Consider the following 19,227-nt stretch of genomic DNA (forward strand, 5'->3'; position numbering starts at 1 on the left):
TGGGGGTAGTGCTTTGTCGCAACGCTTAATGGAAGTAGTATTCGTTAAGTGTTGAAAACGGTTACCAATAGTCTTGTGGTTGTCTGCCTCGCCGCCTTGCTCACCCTGTTGACGTGTGGCGTGGCACTGGCGGATCCCGCCCGTTTTGATCGGGGCCACATCGATGTCTTCAACGTCACCGCCGACGGTGGCAGCCTGACTTTGGACCTGCAGGAGGACGTCACCGGCTCCCACGTGCGCCGCGCACCCGAGGATGTCGATTTGGTTGTCGGCGAGGCGGCCTACACCGACGAAACCGCCAACGTCTCAGAGATCGGCGAGCCCGGCTACCTGCTGCCACAGACCCAACGCGCCGACCTGCTGTGGCCCGGGTGGGACACCCAGGGCGTGCGCGAAGGTGGCTTCGGTCGCGTCGACATCGAGTTCCGCGAGGTCTCCGGGCCAGGTTCCGTCTACCTGTTCCAGACAGGAAGCTTCGGCTCCTTCCAACCCGTGCTTGATAGCGACCAGCCGCAGCTCTCCTCAGGATCCCGCATTGTTCAGGACGACCCGTCCCACGTCCACGCGAACTGGCTGTTCACCCAGCCAGGCGTGTACACCATGAAGGTTGTGGCAACCGCGGACGGCGCCGAGTCCAACGAGGCGGTGTACACGTGGCACGTCGGCGACGCCAGCGCCGAGACCGGTACAGACCGCGCCAGCGCCGAAACCAAGGCCGACACGAGCACCGGCACGTCCCACAACGACGCAAACGGCAACGCCGCAGCCAACAGCGCAGGCTCGGTTTCGAAGTCTGTTGCTTCCAAGCCGGCAGCCCAGAAATCTGCGCCCGCAGCCCCAGCAGCACCTGCGGCCAAGCCGGCGCCCGCCACCACCTCAGCAGCGGCGAAGAAATGCACACCCGCGTTGCGCCCGATGATCAAGGACGACCGCAACGTGCCCGCCACCTGGAAGCGTCCGGAAGACCTTGTGTTCGGGCTTGGCAGTGCGGCGGAGGCGGACCTGCCCCAGGCGGTCGGCCCAGTGCCTGCCGGCAAGGCGTGGATGATTGGTGCGACACAGCAGGACAATGTGCCGTGGCTGGGTGCGAACACGCAGCACGAGTCGCTCATTGAACACACCACCGGCGAGGTCACCTGGGAAGTAACAAACTTCAACGGCCCCGGCCCAATGACCGTGTTCACCCAGGGCGGCCTGGGGCAAGTGGTGGGCGAGGAGTGGTTCACCGCAGAGAATGGTCGCGGCTCCGGCAGCCACACGATCCCGGCGAACTCGCACGTGCACCCCAATTGGGTGTTCGGGGCACCCGGCACGTACAAGGTGACCATCCGTCAGACCGCCACCACAAAAGGCGGGGAGAAGGTCTCCGGCGAGGCCACGCTGACGTTCAATGTCGGCGAGGCCGGCAACGCCGATAGCGGCCACTTCGATTTTGGCTCCATGTTTGACCCAGAAGGCAGCTGCAGCGCCGGAGCGGCAACGGCACAAGGCAGCGACGCCGCACGCTCCGGTGACCTCGCAGAGACCGGCACCACAGTGATGACCGTGCCGTTCGCCATCCTGGGCCTCGGCGTCGCGGTGTTCGGCGCGGCGATGTGCACGTTGGACACTGCCTTGCGACGCCGCCTGATTGCCCTCGCAGGAGCCTCGAAGTGAAGCGCGCCAAAGCTATAGCGGCCCTCGGGTTGGTTGCGGGTCTGGTGGGCTGCGCGCAGGCGGACGGTGCGGTGGATGATGGCCGGTTGCGTGTGGTGGCGTCGACAAGCATTCTCGCGGATGTCGTGCAGAATGTCGCCGGCGATGCCGCTGACGTCAACCCGTTGATGCGTCGCGGCGCCGACCCGCACTCGTATGAGCCGACCCTGCACGCCACGCGCGACATTGCCTATGCGGACGCCGTGTTCACCAACGGGCTGTTGCTGGAGCCGCAAGCATTGAGCCGCACGATCGAGTCGACGGCGCGACCCGACGCGCGTGTAGTGGCGCTCGCCGAGCAGACGCAGCGCTACGGTTACGCCCCGATCCCGCTGGTCGAGGACGCGAGCTTGGACACCGTGTGGTTGGGCCTGCGGTTCGAGGGCGACCTGCCCGCCACCGCGGTCACCGAGCTTTCGCTTGTCGACGCCACCGGCCCCGGCAAAGCTTTCGCCTTCATCCTCGGCACGTTTGGCACACCTGAGTTGCTCTTCGACTCCGACGGCGGCTCGACCATGCTGCCGGCGGGTGCGCACACGCACGTGAGTTGGGCCTTTTCAGCGCCGGGTGTGTACGAGTTGCGGCTGCGCGCGTCGGTGCGCGACGCGGTCGATGCGCCGGAGCGCAGCTCCGCCGAGCAAACCGTGACGGTGGTTGTCGGCCAGGACCCGGCACAGGTCGCGCCTGGGAAGGTGGCGATCGAGCATGGTCACGTGGACATCGCCACGCTTGTCGACGACACCACCACCCACCTGACCCTTCGCACCGACGACCACAGCCACCCCGGCCACACCGACATCAACCCCGCCGATGCCGTCGTTGTCGTACCCACAACCACCCTGCAGCCGATCCCGCCACAGCGCGAGTTCCGCTTCCTGGGCAACCCGGACGATGAGACCTACCTGCTGCCGCAGGCGGTACTCGGCCGTCACGTGCACGGCGAGCTAGACCCGCACATCTGGCACGACCCGGCCGCGATGAAAGCGGTGGTTGACGTGGTGCGCGACGAACTGTCCGCCATCGACCCGTCACGCGCCAGCCAGTTCGCGGACAACGCCAAGCGCTACCAGTCGCTTCTCGACGACACCGACCGCACCGTCCGCGCCATGTACGACTCCATCCCCGAAACCAACCGCAACCTGGTCACCACCCACCACGGCTACGCCTACCTCGGCCGCGCCTACGGGCTGCGCATCGCAGGCTTTGTCACCCCGAACCCGAGCGTGGAGCCAAGCCCGCGCGACCTGCTGGCACTCTCGCGCACTTTGGACAACCTCGACGTGCCGGCCGTGTTCGTCGAGTACGGCAGCGAACAAGAAACGCCTGTGCTCAACCAAACGGCCGCCCAGCACGGGGTGAACGTGTGCCCGATCTGGGGCGACTCTCTCGACCCGCCCGGTCAGGGGCCAGCGCAAACGTATGTGGACTTTGTGCTGGCCAATGGGTCGTCGATTAGTAACTGCTTGAAAGGACAACAATGAAAAAGATTCCAGCCCTCATCACCGCCGCCATGATCGCGGCCGCACCCGCAGCAACCGCCCAGGTACAGGACAACAACCCTGCCCTGCAACAAGTCGTTGACGCCAACGAAACGATCGCGCCGGAAGGGGAGCGCACCGTCATCGACGCAGGCCACGTTGACCTCGGCCCCATGTTCGTGGACGGCAACCTGCAATTCCTCGCCCGCGACGACACCCACGAACCCGCCATGTGGCGCCACCTCAACGACGTCGTCTTCGCCGTCGGCGACGCCGCCAAGCAAACCCTGCCCGACACCAACGACTTCGACTTCACCGGCGCCAAACCAGGCTCCGACGTATGGGTCGTGCCCCAAACCGAAGTCGCAGGCGTGCCATGGCTGGGCTGGAACTCCCAAGCCCCCTCGCTGCTCGAGCGCTCCACGTCCGGCATGAGCCTCGAATTCGCCGGCCACGACGGCCCTGGCGACTTCTCCCTCTTCGTCCAACCCGGCGGCTTCCACGAACCGCAGCAACTGTGGAACTCCCGCACCGAAGGCGACCAGTCCATGTGGGTCGAACCCAACACCCACACCCACGCCAACTGGGTGTTCACCGAGCCGGGCGTGCACCTGATCAAGGTGCGCGCGAAGGTGGAGGACACTGACGGCCAGGTGCACACCGACGAGCAGGTGCTGCGCCTTGCGGTCGGCGTTGACCCGCAGGAGGCGTTCGACGCGGAGTTTGCGGGCGCCGGGGAGGGGGCGTCGTCGTCAAGCAATGTGCTCCTGTTCGCAGGCTTGGGTGTGCTCGTCCTGGCGTTGGTGGCGTTCGCGGTGGTGTGGGGGCGTCGTAAGTGATCACAATCCGCGACCTTGCCGTGTCCTACCCGGGACGTGAAGTGTTTCAGGGCGTGGACGTCACGCTCAACGGCGGCGAATTCACCGGCCTGCTCGGGCCGAACGGCGCAGGCAAAACGACGCTGATGCGTGCGATGCTCGGGCTCGTACCCGCCGACGCAGGCACCGTCGAGACGACCGACTCGCGTCCGATCCGCGACGTCGTCGGCTATGTGCCTCAACGCCACAACGTCGCGTGGGATTTCCCAATCGACGTCTACACCGCCACCCTCAACGCCACGCTTGGGAAGCGCCCCTGGTACCGCCGCGCTGGCGAACGCGACCGCATGTGGGCGCAGCGTGCGCTTGAGATGGTGAACCTTGCAGACCTCGCCGACCGCCCCATCAGCGACCTGTCCGGCGGCCAGCGCCAACGCGTGCTCATCGCGCGTGCTTTGGTGCGCCGTCCGCGCATGCTGCTTCTCGACGAACCCTTCACCGGCCTCGACATCCCCACCACGGAACATTTGCTCGGGCTGTTTCGTGAGCTCGTCGATAAGGGCCTGGGCGTTGTGATGTCCACCCACAACATCGTCGAGGCCGTCGAATCCTGCGACCGTCTCATCCTGTTCAAAGGCGGCATCGTGGCGGATAGCCCGACGCGCCTGCTTAACGACGACACCCCCTGGATGCACACCTTCTCCGTCGGCCCCGACTCACCGTGGCTACGAGGCGTGCGCGCACACCTGGAGGCCGCCCATGCCTGAGATTTCCTTCCTGCAATTCCTCGCCGACATGGCGAACCCACAACTGGCCTTTCTGCCACGTGCGCTGGGCGCTGCCGTGATCGCCGCGGTGCTCTGCGCGGTGGTCGGGTGCTTCGTGGTGCTGCGCGGCATGGCGTTCATCGGCGACGCCGTTGCGCACGCGGTGTTTCCCGGCATCGCCGTCGCCTTCGCCTTGCAGACCTCGGTGCTGCTCGGCGGCGCGGTGGCGGGGGCGTTGGTGGCGGTGCTGATCGCGGTGATGTCGCAACGCCGCACCATTAAAGAAGACTCCGTGATCGGCATCGTGTTTACCGCCGCGTTTGCCATCGGCCTGGTGATCATCTCGCGGGTCGAGGGCTACACCGCCTCCGTGAGCTCGTTCCTGTTCGGCTCGCTCACCGGCGTTGGCGTGCGCGAACTGGTGGTCAACGCGGTCGCTGGCGCCATCATCGTCGCCATTGTGGTCGTCCTGCGCCCGTGGCTGACCGCCGTCGCTTTGGACCGCGAAACCGCCCGCGCCATGAACCTGCCCGTCGCCGCGTTGGACCTCGCGCTGTATCTCAGCGTGACGTTCGCCGTTGTGCTCGCCGTACAGACCGTGGGCAACATCCTGGTCGTCGCACTGCTGATCACCCCGGCTGCCGCCGCGCGCCTGTTCACCGACCGGCTCGACACGATGATGCTCATCGCCGCCGCATTCGGCGTGGTTGGCAGCGTCCTGGGCGTGTGGCTGGCGTGGGCCTACGATTCCCCAACCGGGGCGACGATCGTCCTTTCCGTCACCGCCCTGTTCGCACTGAGCTGGCTGTTCGCGCCGCGCCGCGGAGTGTTCGCGAAGGTGGTGCGGGCATGAAGTTGAACCGACTTGTGACGCTGGTCGTCGCTACGCTTGCGTTTGCTGTGGCACCACTGGCGCAGGCGAGCAGCGAGCACAAACCCGGCGACCCCGGCCACAGCGTGACCCTCGACGCGGACGTCGACCACCCGTGCGCCGGCCGCAAACTGCTCTACCACTCCCACAACGACGCCCTTTACGGCACCCGCTCCGGCGGCAAGCTGGCAGTCATGGCGGTGGACGGCCAACAGGTCACCTCCCAGGACTCCGTGTGCTTCCGCCTCGCCCCAGACGCGGACGCCGACGGCAACGACCTGTCCAAACTCACCATCCCCGACGACGGCACCCTCGACTTCCTCGGCCCCCGCGGCAGCGAAGTCTGGGCAGCGCCGCAAAGCGTGGACTGGACCGACAACTGGCGCCCCATCTGGTCGGGCCTCGGCGCATTCGACCCCGCCCACGAACTCGACCCCACGTCGATCCCCACCAACTTCAAAGACGACGTCATGCACTTCGACCTCGTCGACATGGATGCGCCCGGCGACATCAACGTCATGTTCACCAGCCGCGTCTACGAACCGGAGCGACTGTTCGACTCCTCCAACCCAGACATGCGCACCATCACCTACGAAGTCGGCGGCCACGGCCACTTCACCTGGACGTTTTCCAAACCAGGCATCTACGCGCTGACGTGGCAAGGCCGAGCCGAGCGTACCGACGGCACCACCGAACGCTCCGAACCCATCACCCAATACTGGCTTGTCGGCGACGACGCCACCGTCGGCCTGCCCGAAGGCACCACCACGGGCCTGCGCACCCCAAAGTCGGCATCCACACCCACTGACGCGCAACCGACCACGTCGGCGACTACCACGGTGGCCACCACGGCACCGACCTCACCAAAGGCCTCCACGTCGGCGCAGCCAACTACCACCGCGACCACCACGTCGGCGCAGCCCAAGCCGGCACCAGGCACCTCCACACCCAACGCCGCAGCGAAGGAGCGCGCGCTGATCAAGGCGGGTCATATGGATATGGCCTTGGTGGGGGAGGGGTCGTCGTTAAGCACAGTGCTCATCGATGATTCCGACCCCCTCCACCCGGCGCACCGACCCTCCGGCAGCTTCATCTTCGCCGTGCCCGACAGTGCGCGCACCGACCTGCCCGATAGCGTGCGCGACAGCTTCCCTGGCAGCCCAGCGCAGATGTGGATACTGCCGCAAGCACAGGACAAGAACCTGCCATGGCTGGGCTTTTCCACCACGGGAGTGCCCGCGAGCGCGATTGAGGAAGGCAGCCGGATCACGGTAAGCATGCGCGACGTCACCGGCCCGGGCCGCCTGATGACATGGCACGAGGATCTGCGAGGCCTGCGCATCGAACTGGATTCGGGCGACCCGTCCAAAACGCTCCAATACCCGGTTAACGCCCACGACCACCAGGGCTTTGGGTTCACCGAGCCGGGCATCTACACGGCGACGTTCGTGTATTCCGGCACCACGCGTGACGGTGAGGCGTTTGAGAAGGAACTCGTCGCAACGTTTGCAGTTGGCGACGACGCCATCACCAACGCCCCAACCAATCCCGACGACACCGATAACGCAGGCAGCACGGGCAACGCGGGCAAAAGCCTGAACGTCCCACAGGCGTTGGCGGCGGGTCTGCGGCAGGTGGAGAAGGAGATCAAGAAGTTTGGCGACGCCATCGCGCCAGCCGCAAAACCGTCCACGAAGCCGTCTGCGCAGGCGACCACACAGCGGGCGACACGGCCGACGACACGGCCGAGCAACCAGGCAACTTCTCGCCCCTCGCGCACCGCTGCACCTGCGGCCCCGGCAACCGCTGCCCAGTCGGCCCAGTCGGCCCAGTCGGCTCGATCGGTGAGTACTGCGCGTGCTGCACAGGCTGCACCTCGCAGTCAGGCGGCGGCTCAATCCACGGCGAAGCAGTCTCCGACGAGGCGTGCGCAGGCAAGCCGTGCAGCGTCATCGCAACTATCGACGAGCACTAGCGCCCCCGCCACAACCTCCGCCCCTTCGCCGGAGCCCTCACCTGAGTCTGCGTCCGATGCTTCGGGCAGCGGGATTCATGCAGCGCAGCCCGTCGAAGGCACGAGCAACTCCGCGACGGCCGGCGGCTTCTGGGCTGGCCTCGCGATTGGTGTTGGCATCATGGCGCTCATCGGCGGCGCAGTACTGTTTGTTGCCGCGCTGAAATTGCTCCGTCGCGCTGAGCGGCACGACGAGCACTAGCCGAAGAGTTGGTCCATTGCCCCGCGGTTGGTGTTTTTCACCGGGTAGCCGCGGGGTGAGATCCATACTGGCGCACCCCGCACCATGACGATCCGGCCGCGTTTCTTACGCCACGGGTCATCATCATTGACCCGGTTGTGATACCTGCATAGCGGCGCCAGATTCGCGATGTTGGTCTCCCCACCATGCCGCCAGGCCTCCACATGGTGTAACTCGCAGTTGTCTGCTCCGTGACGACAGCCAGGAAACGCACACACCGGCGAGACCAACTTGGCCAGATCGCGCTGCTTCTGATTCGCCAAACGCTGCGTGCGATACAAGTTCACCGCACCGGCCTGCGGATGAAACGCCGCCACCTCCAACGCATCACCAAACTGGGCGGCCAAAAACTCCGCACCCGTCATGGTGGTGCCATCAGTCATAGCAAGGATGACGTCGTCGCCCGAGCCGTCCAGGATGCGCAGGTAGTCCGGCAGCGGCACCAACACCGTCGGGCGCGGCACAGCAGTCGCAACCTTGCCGTCGCCGAAGAAGATCCCAATCAAATTCTCGGCAATCTGGGGTGCAGCCGGACGATCCTGATCAATCCCTAACCGCCCGGCATGCTCCATATCGGAGATCTCACGCTCGTCGTAGGTCAAGTGCAAGGTGCGTTTGCCGTTTCGCGACGGGCCGAACTTCGCCGCATCCACCGCCGGTTTCTCATCCGCCGGCACCAACGTGCGGGCTGCAGCCTCAATCGCCCGGTAGCCACCTTCGACCTCAAGTAAGGCAAGGCGCAGCGCCCACCGCTGGGAGGCATCCTTGACCGGTGCGATGCGTCGCTCGATCAACACCAGCTCGTCGAGGGAGAAACCTCGCGCTAAAGAACTGGCTGTCTTTTGTTTGCGCGTGAACTTGGTGCGCCCGAAGTACACATCGCGCAGCCGCGACCAGGCACGCGCACGATCCGGAGCGAAGCCCGAGGCGAGCGCAACATCAAGGTCGAAGTCGGCCAGCGTCTCTAACGCTGCGGCCGACATCGCCTGCACTAACACCTCGAACGAATTCATGCCTAAGACGCTAAACCGTCAACAGAGAAAGTGCACCTGGCCTGTGGATAACTGGGCGTGGAATCGTCGAAAAGCAGTCGAAAAGCAATGGCTTATCCACAGGCAATTTGACCTCGCGGCGAAACCCGCTAAGATACCCACCGAAGTTTGAGCGATCCGTAAGGGTCGCGCTCAAGTTTCACCGAAGACCGTCGGTCACTTCCGTAAGGGAGTCGAAGGTATCCCATTCCAGGGATCGACCCACGCAGGAGAAACGAGGCTGGACTTGCGTCTGCCCCGTGCCTTCTGCACGGGGCATTTTTCATTGGTGCTCCGGGCGGATTGAAGGACATGAAGTATCGGAAGGAGGCGTGTGTCATGGCAAACCCGAAGAATGTTGCGGAACTTGCAGCTCTGAAGGAGAAGTTCGCTGAGGCGGACTCCATCGTGCTGACTGAGTACCGTGGCCTGACCGTCGGCCAGCTCCAGCAGCTGCGCGGCGATATGGGCTTTGATGTCGAGTACCACGTCGCCAAGAACACTCTCATCAAGATCGCTGCTAATGAGCAGGGCATTGAGGGTCTCGACGATCTTCTCACCGGCCCGACCGCTGTTGCGTTCATCAAGGGCGACGCGGCTGTTGATGCTGCGAAGGTGATGAAGAAGTTCAACAAGGACCACGACGCGTTCGTGATCAAGGGCGGCTTCATGGACGGTAACGTCCTGGACGCTTCCCAGATCGACGCTCTGGCTGAGATGGACAACCGCGAGACCACCCTTGCGAAGCTCGCTGGTGCGTTCGAGGGTTCTCTGGCAAAGGCTGCCGGCCTGTTCCAGGCTCCGGCCTCCAAGACGGCTCGTCTTGTCGCTGCGCTGCAGGACAAGCAGGAAGCCGCGTAAGCAAACTTTTACATCTGGGCTGCAGACGCCCACCTAAAGAAAGGAAGCCATCATGGCTAAGCTCACCAAGGACGAGCTCATTGAGCAGTTCAAGGAAATGACCCTCATCGAACTTTCCGAGTTCCTGAAGGAATTCGAGGAGGTCTTCGACGTGACCGCTGCTGCTCCGGTTGCAGTTGCTGCTGCTCCGGGCGCTGCTGGCGATGCTCCGGCTGCTGAGGAGAAGGACGAGTTCGACGTTGTTCTCGAGGACGCTGGCGACAAGAAGATCGGTGTCATTAAGGCTGTCCGCGAGCTCGTTCCGGGCCTGGGCCTGAAGGACGCTAAGGAAATGGTTGAGGGCACCCCGAAGGCCATCCTGGAAGGCGCTTCCAAGGACGATGCTGAGGCTGCTAAGGCTAAGCTCGAGGAGGCTGGCGCAAAGGTCACCCTCAAGTAAGAGCCTTTCGCTTTTCGACGACACCCCCGCCCACCGGTACGTTTACCGGCTGGCGGGGGTTTCGCTTGTCCTGCGCTAAGATTTCGGACCATGCTGCGTTTTTCCCGTTCCTTGGCCGCGTTGGTTGCTGGTGTGGGTATTGCGCTGGTGGTTGCTGGGATGTTGGCGCCGCGGGTGTTGTTGTCAGGGGAGCGGTTGCCGTTGGCGTTGGGGGATGCGACGTGGACGATTACGGATCCGGATGGCATGCGTGCGGGGGAGTCGGCGCCGGTGACGCGTCAGTTGCATTTGGAGGTGATGGAGCCTTCGGGGGATGAGCGGGCGGCTATTCGTGTGGGGGATTCGGTGCGAGCGGGTGAGGCTCCGGGGGATTTTGAGAATTTGGTGTCTGCGACGACGTGGTCGTATGAGTTGGATCGGGTGTCGGGTGAGGCGTTGTCGCCGGCGCAGGCGCAGGTAATTTTTGCGATGCCTGCTGCTCAGGTGGCGGTGAATGGTGTGTGGCTGAAATTCCCGTCGCCCGCGCCTGCGTCGGACGTGGACGTGTTTGATCCGGTGTTGCGTGGTTCGGCGGTGGCGCGGTTCGTCGATACGCAAGAGATCGGCGGACGCACCGTCAACCGCTACCAGCAGACGGTCGCTCCGACGAATGTGGCGCAGCGCTACGCCGATCCGCGTAACACGCTCACGATCGACGGTGAACGTACGTTCTTTACTCATGCGGCGGAGCGCGAGTTGCTTGTCGACGAGCAAACGGGCGTTGTTGTGGGCATCAACGAGCGTGTCGACGACTACTATGCCGACGCCGAGGGTAACGGCGTGCAGAATGTGCTGACGTATGACGGTCGGATGGATGAGGCGCAGGTCACGGAACTTGTGCAGCGGGTTGGTCAGGCGCAGCCGAAGGCGGCCAATCCGTTGTTGTGGTGGATTGTCACCGGTGTCGGTGCGGTGTTGGCCCTGGTGGGGCTGATTGGTTCGGTTGTTTCGGCGCGTCGTAATTGACGAGTCGCGCGGGTGGGGTGGTAGGCTGCCCTCCAGCAACTTGGACAACGGCACCAGACGGCACGGGTGCGTGAGGGTTGTAACGCGGGGGGTTGAGTGCCCGATAGGGCCCTTTACAATTTGTTAGCTTTTGTATAAGCTTGCTCGTTGCGCTGGAAGCCGTCTCCAGTACGTCATTGAAGCCTTGTGCATACGGATGAGAATTTCCTATTTGACAAGGTGATTTTGTTGTCTCTGGGGGCGGGTCTTCCGAAGCAGACCAAATGCTAACTTATCCTGCGGAAATGCCGCTGGACCGCGAAGCCAGACGCGGGCCGGTGAGCATCCGCCAGAGGTGCTGGAAGGACCCAACTTGGCAGTCTCAGACCAGACCATGAATATGGCTGAAATCCCGGGGGCTCCGGAACGTTATTCGTTCGCGAAGATTAACGAGCCCATTACCGTCCCGGGCTTGCTCGATGTGCAGCTCGAATCGTTCGCGTGGCTCGTCGGTACGTCGGAGTGGCGTGAGAATGAGCAGGCGAGCCGTGGCGACGATGCACGCGTCACCTCGGGCCTTGAGGACATTCTTGAGGAGATCTCCCCGATCGAGGACTACTCGGGCAACATGAGCCTGACGTTGTCCGAGCCGCGCTTCGAAGACGTGAAGTACACGATCGACGAGTGCAAGGACAAGGACATCAACTACTCCGCGCCGCTGTATGTGACCGCGGAGTTCATTAACAACGACACGCAGGAGATTAAGTCCCAGACCGTGTTCATTGGCGATTTCCCGCTGATGACCGACAAGGGCACCTTCATTGTCAACGGCACCGAGCGTGTCGTTGTCTCCCAGCTGGTGCGCTCCCCGGGCGTGTACTTCGACGAGTCGATTGATAAGTCCACGGAGCGCCCGCTGCACTCCGTGAAGGTTATCCCGTCTCGCGGTGCTTGGCTCGAGTTCGACGTGGACAAGCGTGACACCGTTGGTGTGCGTATTGACCGTAAGCGTCGCCAGCCGGTTACCGTCCTGCTGAAGGCTCTGGGTTGGACCACGGAACAGATCACGGAGCGCTTCGGCTTCTCCGAGATCATGATGTCCACCCTGGAAAACGACGGTGTGAACAACACCGACGAGGCTCTGCTGGAGATTTACCGCAAGCAGCGTCCGGGCGAGCAGCCGACGCGTGACCTTGCGCAGTCCCTGCTGGAGAACTCGTTCTTCAAGGCGAAGCGTTACGACCTGGCTCGCGTGGGCCGTTACAAGGTCAACCGCAAGCTTGGTCTCGGCGGCGATCACGACGGTTTGATGACGCTGACCGAAGAGGACATTGCTACCACCCTCGAGTACTTGGTGCGTCTGCACGCAGGTGAGTCGGAGATGACCTCCCCGTCCGGTGAGATCATCCCGATCAACACCGACGACATCGACCACTTCGGTAATCGTCGTCTGCGCACCGTGGGTGAGCTGATCCAGAACCAGGTCCGCGTTGGCCTGTCCCGTATGGAGCGCGTCGTGCGCGAACGCATGACCACCCAGGATGCGGAGTCGATTACCCCGACGTCGCTGATTAACGTGCGTCCGGTCTCCGCTGCGATCCGCGAGTTCTTCGGTACCTCGCAGCTGTCGCAGTTCATGGACCAGAACAACTCTCTGTCTGGCCTGACCCACAAGCGTCGTCTGTCTGCGCTTGGTCCGGGTGGTCTGTCGCGTGAGCGCGCCGGCATCGAGGTGCGAGACGTGCACCCGTCGCACTACGGCCGTATGTGCCCGATTGAGACCCCGGAAGGCCCGAACATTGGTCTGATTGGTGCGCTGTCCTCGTACGCGCGCGTCAACCCGTTCGGTTTCATTGAGACGCCGTACCAGAAGGTCGAAGACGGCAAGCTGACCGATCAGATTGATTACCTCACCGCCGACGAGGAGGACCGCTACGCCATTGCGCAGGCGGCCACCCCGATGGATAAGGACGGCAACCTTACCGGTGAGCGTATCGAGGTTCGCCTCAAGGACGGCGACATCGGCGTCGTCGGCCCGAAGGGCGTTGACTACCTGGATATTTCCCCGCGTCAGATGGTGTCCGTGGCTACGGCGATGATTCCGTTCCTCGAGCACGACGATGCGAACCGTGCCCTCATGGGTGCGAACATGCAGAAGCAGGCTGTGCCGCTGCTGCGCGCCGAGTCCGCATACGTGGCTACCGGTATGGAGCAGCGTGCTGCATACGACGCTGGCGATACCGTCATTTCCAAGAAGGCCGGCGTGATTGAGAACGTCACGGGCGACTACATCACCGTCATGGATGATGAGGGTGGCCGCGACACCTACATGCTGCGCACCTTCGAGCGTACGAACCAGGGCACCTGCTACAACCAGACCCCGATCGTGAGCGCGGGCGACCGCGTTGAGGCCGGTCAGGTTATCGCTGACGGCCCGGGCACCAAGGACGGCGAGATGGCTCTCGGCCGTAACCTGCTGGTTGCGTTCATGCCGTGGGAAGGCCACAACTACGAGGACGCCATCATCCTCAACCAGCGCGTGGTGGAGGAGGACATCCTCACCTCCGTGCACATCGAGGAGCACGAGATTGATGCCCGCGACACCAAGCTCGGTGCCGAGGAGATCACTCGTGAGATCCCGAACGTGTCCGAGGATGTGCTGAAGGATCTGGACGAGCGCGGCATCATCCGTATCGGTGCTGACGTGCGTGACGGCGACATCCTCGTCGGTAAGGTCACCCCGAAGGGTGAGACTGAGCTGACCCCGGAGGAGCGCCTGCTGCGTGCCATCTTCGGTGAGAAGGCTCGCGAGGTCCGCGACACCTCTCTGAAGGTGCCGCACGGCGAGCAGGGCAAGGTCATTGCTGTGCGTCGCTTCTCCCGCGAGGACGACGACGATCTGTCCCCGGGTGTCAACGAGATGATCCGCGTGTACGTGGCTCAGAAGCGCAAGATCCAGGACGGCGACAAGATGGCTGGCCGCCACGGCAACAAGGGTGTCGTGGGCAAGATCCTGCCGCAGGAGGACATGCCGTTCATGGCTGACGGCACCCCGGTGGACATCATTCTGAACACCCACGGTGTGCCGCGTCGTATGAACATCGGCCAGGTGCTCGAGGTTCACTTGGGCTGGCTAGCGAAGGCCGGCTGGACGGTGAACCCGGACGATCCGGCGAACGCCAAGTTGCTGGAGACCCTGCCGGAGCACCTGTATGACGTCCCGCCGGAGTCGCTGACCGCAACCCCGGTGTTCGACGGTGCGACCAACGACGAGATCGCTGGCCTGCTTGCTAACTCCAAGCCGAACCGCGACGGTGACGTCATGGTGGACGGCGACGGCAAGACTGTCCTGTTCGACGGCCGTTCCGGTGAGCCGTACAAGTACCCGATTTCGGTCGGTTACATGTACATGCTGAAGCTGCACCACCTGGTGGACGAGAAGATTCACGCTCGTTCCACTGGTCCGTACTCGATGATTACGCAGCAGCCGCTGGGCGGTAAGGCTCAGTTCGGTGGCCAGCGTTTCGGCGAGATGGAGGTGTGGGCAATGCAGGCTTACGGCGCTGCCTACACGCTGCAGGAGCTGCTGACCATTAAGTCGGATGACGTGGTCGGCCGTGTGAAGGTTTACGAGGCGATTGTCAAGGGCGACAACATTCCGGATCCGGGTATTCCGGAGTCCTTCAAGGTGTTGCTCAAGGAGTTGCAGTCCCTGTGCTTGAACGTGGAGGTTCTCTCTACTGATGGCACGCCGATGGAGCTCGACGGCGATGACGACGAGTTTGATCAGGCTGGCTCCTCGCTCGGCATTAACCTGTCCCGCGATGAGGGTGCAGCGGCGGATACCGCTTAGGCGCCAGGTGGTCGTCGTAAAGCAATTGCTTGTCGACGACCAAACGAACGCAATAGCCAACCACTTAAAAGAAAAGGAATTTTTACGTGTTTGACGTAAACCTCTTCGATGAGCTTCGCATCGGCCTGGCCACCGCCGACGACATTCGCCGTTGGTCCCACGGCGAGGTGAAGAAGCCTGAAACCATTAACTACCGCACGCTCAAGCCGGAAAAGGACGGCCTGTTCTGCGAGCGCATCTTCGGTCCGACCCGCGACTGGGAGTGTGCCTGCGGTAAGTACAAGCGTGTCCGCTACAAGGGCATCATCTGTGAGCGCTGCGGCGTCGAGGTGACCAAGTCCAAGGTGCGCCGTGAGCGGATGGGCCACATTGAGCTGGCTGCTCCGGTGACGCACATCTGGTACTTCAAGGGTGTGCCGTCGCGTCTGGGCTACCTGCTCGACCTGGCGCCGAAGGATCTTGAGCGCATCATTTACTTCGCGGCGAACATCATCACCTCGGTTGATGACGAGGCTCGACACAACGACATGTCCACCCTCGAGGCGGAGATGTTGATGGAGAAGAAGGATGTCGAGGACGACACCAACTCCGAGATCGCCGACCGTGCGCAGAAGTTGGAGGAGGACCTCGCTGAGCTCGAGGCTTCCGGTGCGACTGCTGCTGCCCGCAAGAAGGTGCAGAACGCTGCCGATAAGGAGATGCAGCACCTGCGCGAGGCTGGCGAGCGCGAGGTTGAGCGCCTCGACGAGATCTGGACCACCTTCCAGAAGCTCGCTCCGAAGCAGATGATTATCGACGAAAACCTCTACGAGGAACTCGTCGACCGTTACGAGGATTACTTCACCGGCGGCATGGGCGCCGAGGCAATCCAGACCCTGATCCGCAACTTCGACCTCGACGCCGAGGCTGAGGAGCTGCGTGGCATCATCGCCGAGGGCAAGGGCCAGAAGAAGGTCCGCGCCCTGAAGCGTCTGCGCGTTGTCGCTGCGTTCCAGCGCTCGGGCAACGACCCGGCCGGCATGATCCTCGACGCCATTCCGGTGATCCCGCCGGAGCTGCGTCCGATGGTCCAGCTCGACGGTGGCCGTTTTGCCACCTCTGACCTGAACGACCTGTACCGCCGCGTGATCAACCGCAACAACCGTTTGAAGCGCATGATCGACCTGGGTGCACCAGAGATCATCGTGAACAACGAGAAGCGCATGCTGCAGGAGTCCGTTGACGCCCTGTTCGACAACGGTCGTCGTGGCCGTCCGGTCACCGGCCCGGGCACCCGTCCGCTGAAGTCGCTCTCTGACCTGCTCAAGGGCAAGCAGGGCCGCTTCCGCCAGAACCTGCTGGGTAAGCGTGTGGACTACTCCGGCCGTTCCGTGATTATCGTCGGCCCGCAGCTGAAGCTGCACGAGTGTGGTCTGCCGAAGCGTATGGCGCTTGAGCTGTTTAAGCCGTTCGTGATGAAGCGCCTCGTCGATAATGACTACGCGCAGAACATCAAGTCCGCCAAGCGCATGGTGGAGCGTCAGCGCCCTGAGGTGTGGGACGTGCTCGAAGAGGCGATTTCCGAACACCCAGTGCTGCTCAACCGTGCACCGACGCTGCACCGTCTGGGTATCCAGGCGTTCGAGCCGAAGCTGGTCGAGGGTAAGGCAATTCAGCTGCACCCGCTGGCCTGTGAAGCGTTCAACGCCGACTTCGACGGCGACCAGATGGCAGTCCACCTGCCGCTGTCCGCAGAGGCGCAGGCTGAGGCCCGCATCCTGATGCTGTCCTCCAACAACATCCTGTCCCCGGCGTCCGGCAAGCCGCTGGCAATGCCGCGCCTGGACATGGTGACCGGCCTGTACTTCCTGACCATGCTCAAGGGCCCGCAGGAGATCGGCGGCGAGGGCGCATATGCACCTGCCGACGAAAACGGCCCGGAGCGCGGCGTCTACTCGTCCTACCGTGAGGCCATCATGGCTTACGACCTGGGCGTGCTTGGCCTGCAGGCACCGATCAAGGTGCGCATCGATCACCTGCGTCCGACGGAGGAGATCGAGGCAGAGCAGTTCCCGGATGGTTGGACGAAGGGTCAGCCGTGGATGATGGAGACCACCCTTGGTCGCATCATGTTCAACGAGCTCATGCCGTTTAACTTCCCGTACCAGGAAGGCGCCATGGTCCGTAAGGGCGGTGGCGGCGGCAAGGTGCTGCTCGGCGACATCATCCAGTCCATGGTTGAGCAGTACCCGATGATCACCGTCGCTCAGGTGCTGGACAAGATGAAGGACGCTGGCTTCTACTGGTCCACCCGTTCCGGCGTCACCATCTCCATGTCCGACGTGCTGATTCTCCCGAACAAGAACGAAGTCCTCGAGCAGTACGAGAAGGAAGCCGAGGCCATCGAGCGCAAGTTCTGGGAGAAGGGCGCGCTTACGGAGGAGAACCGTTACGACCGTCTGGTCGAGCTGTGGCAGGATGCCACCAACAAGGTTGGTCAGGCCGTCGAGGACCTGTACCCGGACGACAACCCGATTCCGATGATCGTGAAGTCCGGTGCTGCAGGTAACATGCGTCAGATCTGGACCCTGGCCGGCATGAAGGGCATGGTCGTGAACTCGCGTGGTGAGTACATCACGCGCCCGATCAAGACCTCTTTCCGCGAAGGCCTGTCCGTGATGGAGTACTTCAACAACTCCCACGGTTCCCGTAAGGGTCTTGCCGATACCGCTCTGCGTACCGCTGACTCGGGCTACCTCACCCGTCGTCTGGTGGACGTGGCGCAGGACGTCATCGTCCGCGAGGAGGACTGTGGCACCCGTCAGGGCGTCAAGGTTCCTGTTGCCGTGGAAAACGCTGGCGTTTTCCACCGCCACGACCTGGTCGAGACCTCTGTCTCCGGCCGTGTTCTGGCTGCGGATGTCACCGATGCCGATGGCAAGGTCATCGCTGAGGCTGGCACCGAGCTCACCGAGCAGCGTATCGACGACCTCGTGGCCGCCGGCATTGCTGAGATCAAGGTCCGCTCCGTGCTGACCTGCCAGACCCCGACCGGTGTCTGCGCGAAGTGCTACGGCAAGTCCATGGCGTCCGGTCACCTCGTCGATATCGGTGAAGCTGTCGGCATCGTGGCTGCACAGTCCATTGGTGAGCCGGGTACCCAGCTGACCATGCGTACCTTCCACCAGGGTGGTGTCGGCGGCGACATTACCGGTGGTTTGCCGCGTGTCCAGGAGCTCTTCGAGGCCCGCGTTCCGAAGAACCGCGCCCCGATCGCTTCCGTGGCCGGCACGATTTCGCTCGAGGACGAGGGCAACTTCTGGACCCTGACCATCCACCCGGATGACGGTTCCGACGTGGTGGTCTACGAGAAGCTGTCCAAGCGCCAGGGCCTGGCACAGGTCCGTCGCCCGATGGAGTCCAACCCGGACGCCATGATCGAGCGTGGCTTGCGCGAAGGCGACCACGTCGAGGTGGGCGAGCGCCTGCTTCGCGGTGCGGCTGACCCGCACGACGTGCTCGAGGTTCTCGGCCGTCGCGGTGTGGAGAAGCACCTTATCGACGAGGTCCAGGCCGTGTACCGCACCCAGGGTGTGTCCATTCACGACAAGCACATCGAGATCATCATCCGCCAGATGCTGCGTCGCGGCACCGTGATCGACTCGGGTACCACCGAGTTCCTCCCGGGCACGCTCGTGGACCTGTCGGAGGCACGCCAGGTCAACGCCGCAGCAGTGGCAGACGGTGGGGAGCCGGCCGAGATGCGCTCCGAGATCATGGGCATCACCAAGGCATCGCTGGCTACCGAGTCCTGGCTGTCGGCCGCGTCCTTCCAGGAGACCACCCGTGTGCTCACGGACGCTGCGATTAACAAGCGCTCCGATAAGCTCATCGGCCTGAAGGAGAACGTGATCATCGGTAAGTTGATCCCGGCTGGTACCGGTATTTCCCGTTACCGCAACATCCAGGTCAAGCCGACCGAGGCGGCACGCTCCGCGGCGTACGCCATCCCGACCTTCGGCGATTCCATCTACGGCGACGAAGGCTACGGCGAGTTCACCGGCGCGTCCGTGCCGATGGAAGAGTTCGGCTACGAGGAGCTCTAAAGGCAGCCCCAGCATTCTGGCTTAGCTAGGTCTGCTTCATAGCCCGGCCTCCCCGCATATGGGGAGGCCGGGCTTTTCTGAAGCGGCGCG

The 19,227-nt window shown here is 63.3% G+C and carries 12 protein-coding genes; 11 read left to right on the top strand and 1 reads right to left on the bottom strand.

Annotated elements, in window-relative coordinates; genetic code table 11:
* The first annotated feature begins 48 nt into the window (after window positions 1–48).
* Genes CCOY_RS01850 through CCOY_RS01875 form a run of 6 tightly spaced genes read left to right on the top strand, consistent with a single transcriptional unit; the run spans window position 49 to window position 7,845 of the window.
* A complete protein-coding gene (locus CCOY_RS01850) occupies window positions 49–1,656 on the top strand; it encodes a TIGR03773 family transporter-associated surface protein (protein WP_092101432.1) in 1,608 nt (535 codons plus the stop codon).
* The gene (locus CCOY_RS01855) at window positions 1,653–3,176 is read left to right on the top strand and encodes an anchored repeat ABC transporter, substrate-binding protein (protein ID WP_092101434.1); all 1,524 of its coding nucleotides are present in this window, start codon (window positions 1,653–1,655) and stop codon (window positions 3,174–3,176) included. Before CCOY_RS01850 ends, CCOY_RS01855 begins: the two co-directional genes overlap by 4 nt.
* A complete protein-coding gene (locus CCOY_RS01860; protein WP_070421769.1) occupies window positions 3,173–4,012 on the top strand; it encodes a choice-of-anchor M domain-containing protein in 840 nt (279 codons plus the stop codon). Before CCOY_RS01855 ends, CCOY_RS01860 begins: the two co-directional genes overlap by 4 nt.
* Window positions 4,009–4,758: an anchored repeat-type ABC transporter ATP-binding subunit gene (locus tag CCOY_RS01865; RefSeq protein WP_070482140.1), complete on the top strand. Its 750-nt coding sequence runs from the start codon at window positions 4,009–4,011 to the stop codon at window positions 4,756–4,758. Before CCOY_RS01860 ends, CCOY_RS01865 begins: the two co-directional genes overlap by 4 nt.
* The gene (locus tag CCOY_RS01870) at window positions 4,751–5,611 is read left to right on the top strand and encodes an anchored repeat-type ABC transporter permease subunit (protein WP_070452416.1); all 861 of its coding nucleotides are present in this window, start codon (window positions 4,751–4,753) and stop codon (window positions 5,609–5,611) included. Before CCOY_RS01865 ends, CCOY_RS01870 begins: the two co-directional genes overlap by 8 nt.
* Window positions 5,608–7,845: a choice-of-anchor M domain-containing protein gene (locus tag CCOY_RS01875; protein ID WP_092101436.1), complete on the top strand. Its 2,238-nt coding sequence runs from the start codon at window positions 5,608–5,610 to the stop codon at window positions 7,843–7,845. Before CCOY_RS01870 ends, CCOY_RS01875 begins: the two co-directional genes overlap by 4 nt.
* On the opposite strand, the gene CCOY_RS01880 is transcribed toward CCOY_RS01875, so the two are convergent.
* A complete protein-coding gene (locus CCOY_RS01880; RefSeq protein ID WP_092101438.1) occupies window positions 7,842–8,897 on the bottom strand; it encodes an HNH endonuclease signature motif containing protein in 1,056 nt (351 codons plus the stop codon). The genes CCOY_RS01875 and CCOY_RS01880 overlap by 4 nt on opposite strands.
* 357 nt (window positions 8,898–9,254) lie before the next feature.
* Between CCOY_RS01880 and rplJ the strand changes: the two genes are divergently transcribed.
* The 5 genes from rplJ to CCOY_RS01905 all read left to right on the top strand — a co-directional run bounded on the left by rplJ (window position 9,255) and on the right by CCOY_RS01905 (window position 19,137).
* Window positions 9,255–9,776, top strand: a complete 522-nt coding sequence (gene rplJ / locus CCOY_RS01885) for a 50S ribosomal protein L10 (RefSeq protein ID WP_070422696.1) — start codon at window positions 9,255–9,257, stop codon at window positions 9,774–9,776.
* Between the two features lie 52 nt (window positions 9,777–9,828).
* Window positions 9,829–10,215 carry a 50S ribosomal protein L7/L12 gene (gene rplL / locus CCOY_RS01890; RefSeq protein WP_070422697.1) on the top strand — a complete coding sequence of 129 codons (387 nt, stop codon included), beginning with the start codon at window positions 9,829–9,831 and terminating at the stop codon, window positions 10,213–10,215.
* Window positions 10,216–10,305: 90 nt separating this feature from the next.
* On the top strand, window positions 10,306–11,220 hold the full coding sequence (pgfA, locus tag CCOY_RS01895) for a cell envelope lipid trafficking protein PgfA (protein ID WP_092101441.1): 915 nt from the start codon (window positions 10,306–10,308) through the stop codon (window positions 11,218–11,220).
* A gap of 334 nt (window positions 11,221–11,554) precedes the next feature.
* Window positions 11,555–15,052, top strand: coding sequence for a DNA-directed RNA polymerase subunit beta (gene rpoB / locus CCOY_RS01900; protein WP_070614260.1), 3,498 nt, complete (start codon window positions 11,555–11,557; stop codon window positions 15,050–15,052).
* Window positions 15,053–15,138: 86 nt separating this feature from the next.
* A complete protein-coding gene (locus CCOY_RS01905; protein WP_092101443.1) occupies window positions 15,139–19,137 on the top strand; it encodes a DNA-directed RNA polymerase subunit beta' in 3,999 nt (1,332 codons plus the stop codon).
* Window positions 19,138–19,227 lie beyond the last annotated feature (90 nt).

This window comes from Corynebacterium coyleae, assembly GCF_030408635.1.
Lineage (GTDB): Bacteria > Actinomycetota > Actinomycetes > Mycobacteriales > Mycobacteriaceae > Corynebacterium > Corynebacterium coyleae.

Excerpts from the sequence above, each read along its gene's own strand:
- CCOY_RS01860 (WP_070421769.1), top strand. The coding sequence starts at position 3,173 with ATGAAAAAGATTCCAGCCCTCATCACCGCCGCCATGATCGCGGCCGCA.
- CCOY_RS01870 (WP_070452416.1), top strand. The coding sequence starts at position 4,751 with ATGCCTGAGATTTCCTTCCTGCAATTCCTCGCCGACATGGCGAACCCA.
- CCOY_RS01875 (WP_092101436.1), top strand. The coding sequence starts at position 5,608 with ATGAAGTTGAACCGACTTGTGACGCTGGTCGTCGCTACGCTTGCGTTT.
- CCOY_RS01880 (WP_092101438.1), bottom strand. The coding sequence starts at position 8,897 with ATGAATTCGTTCGAGGTGTTAGTGCAGGCGATGTCGGCCGCAGCGTTA.
- rplJ (WP_070422696.1), top strand. The coding sequence starts at position 9,255 with ATGGCAAACCCGAAGAATGTTGCGGAACTTGCAGCTCTGAAGGAGAAG.
- rplL (WP_070422697.1), top strand. The coding sequence starts at position 9,829 with ATGGCTAAGCTCACCAAGGACGAGCTCATTGAGCAGTTCAAGGAAATG.
- pgfA (WP_092101441.1), top strand. The coding sequence starts at position 10,306 with ATGCTGCGTTTTTCCCGTTCCTTGGCCGCGTTGGTTGCTGGTGTGGGT.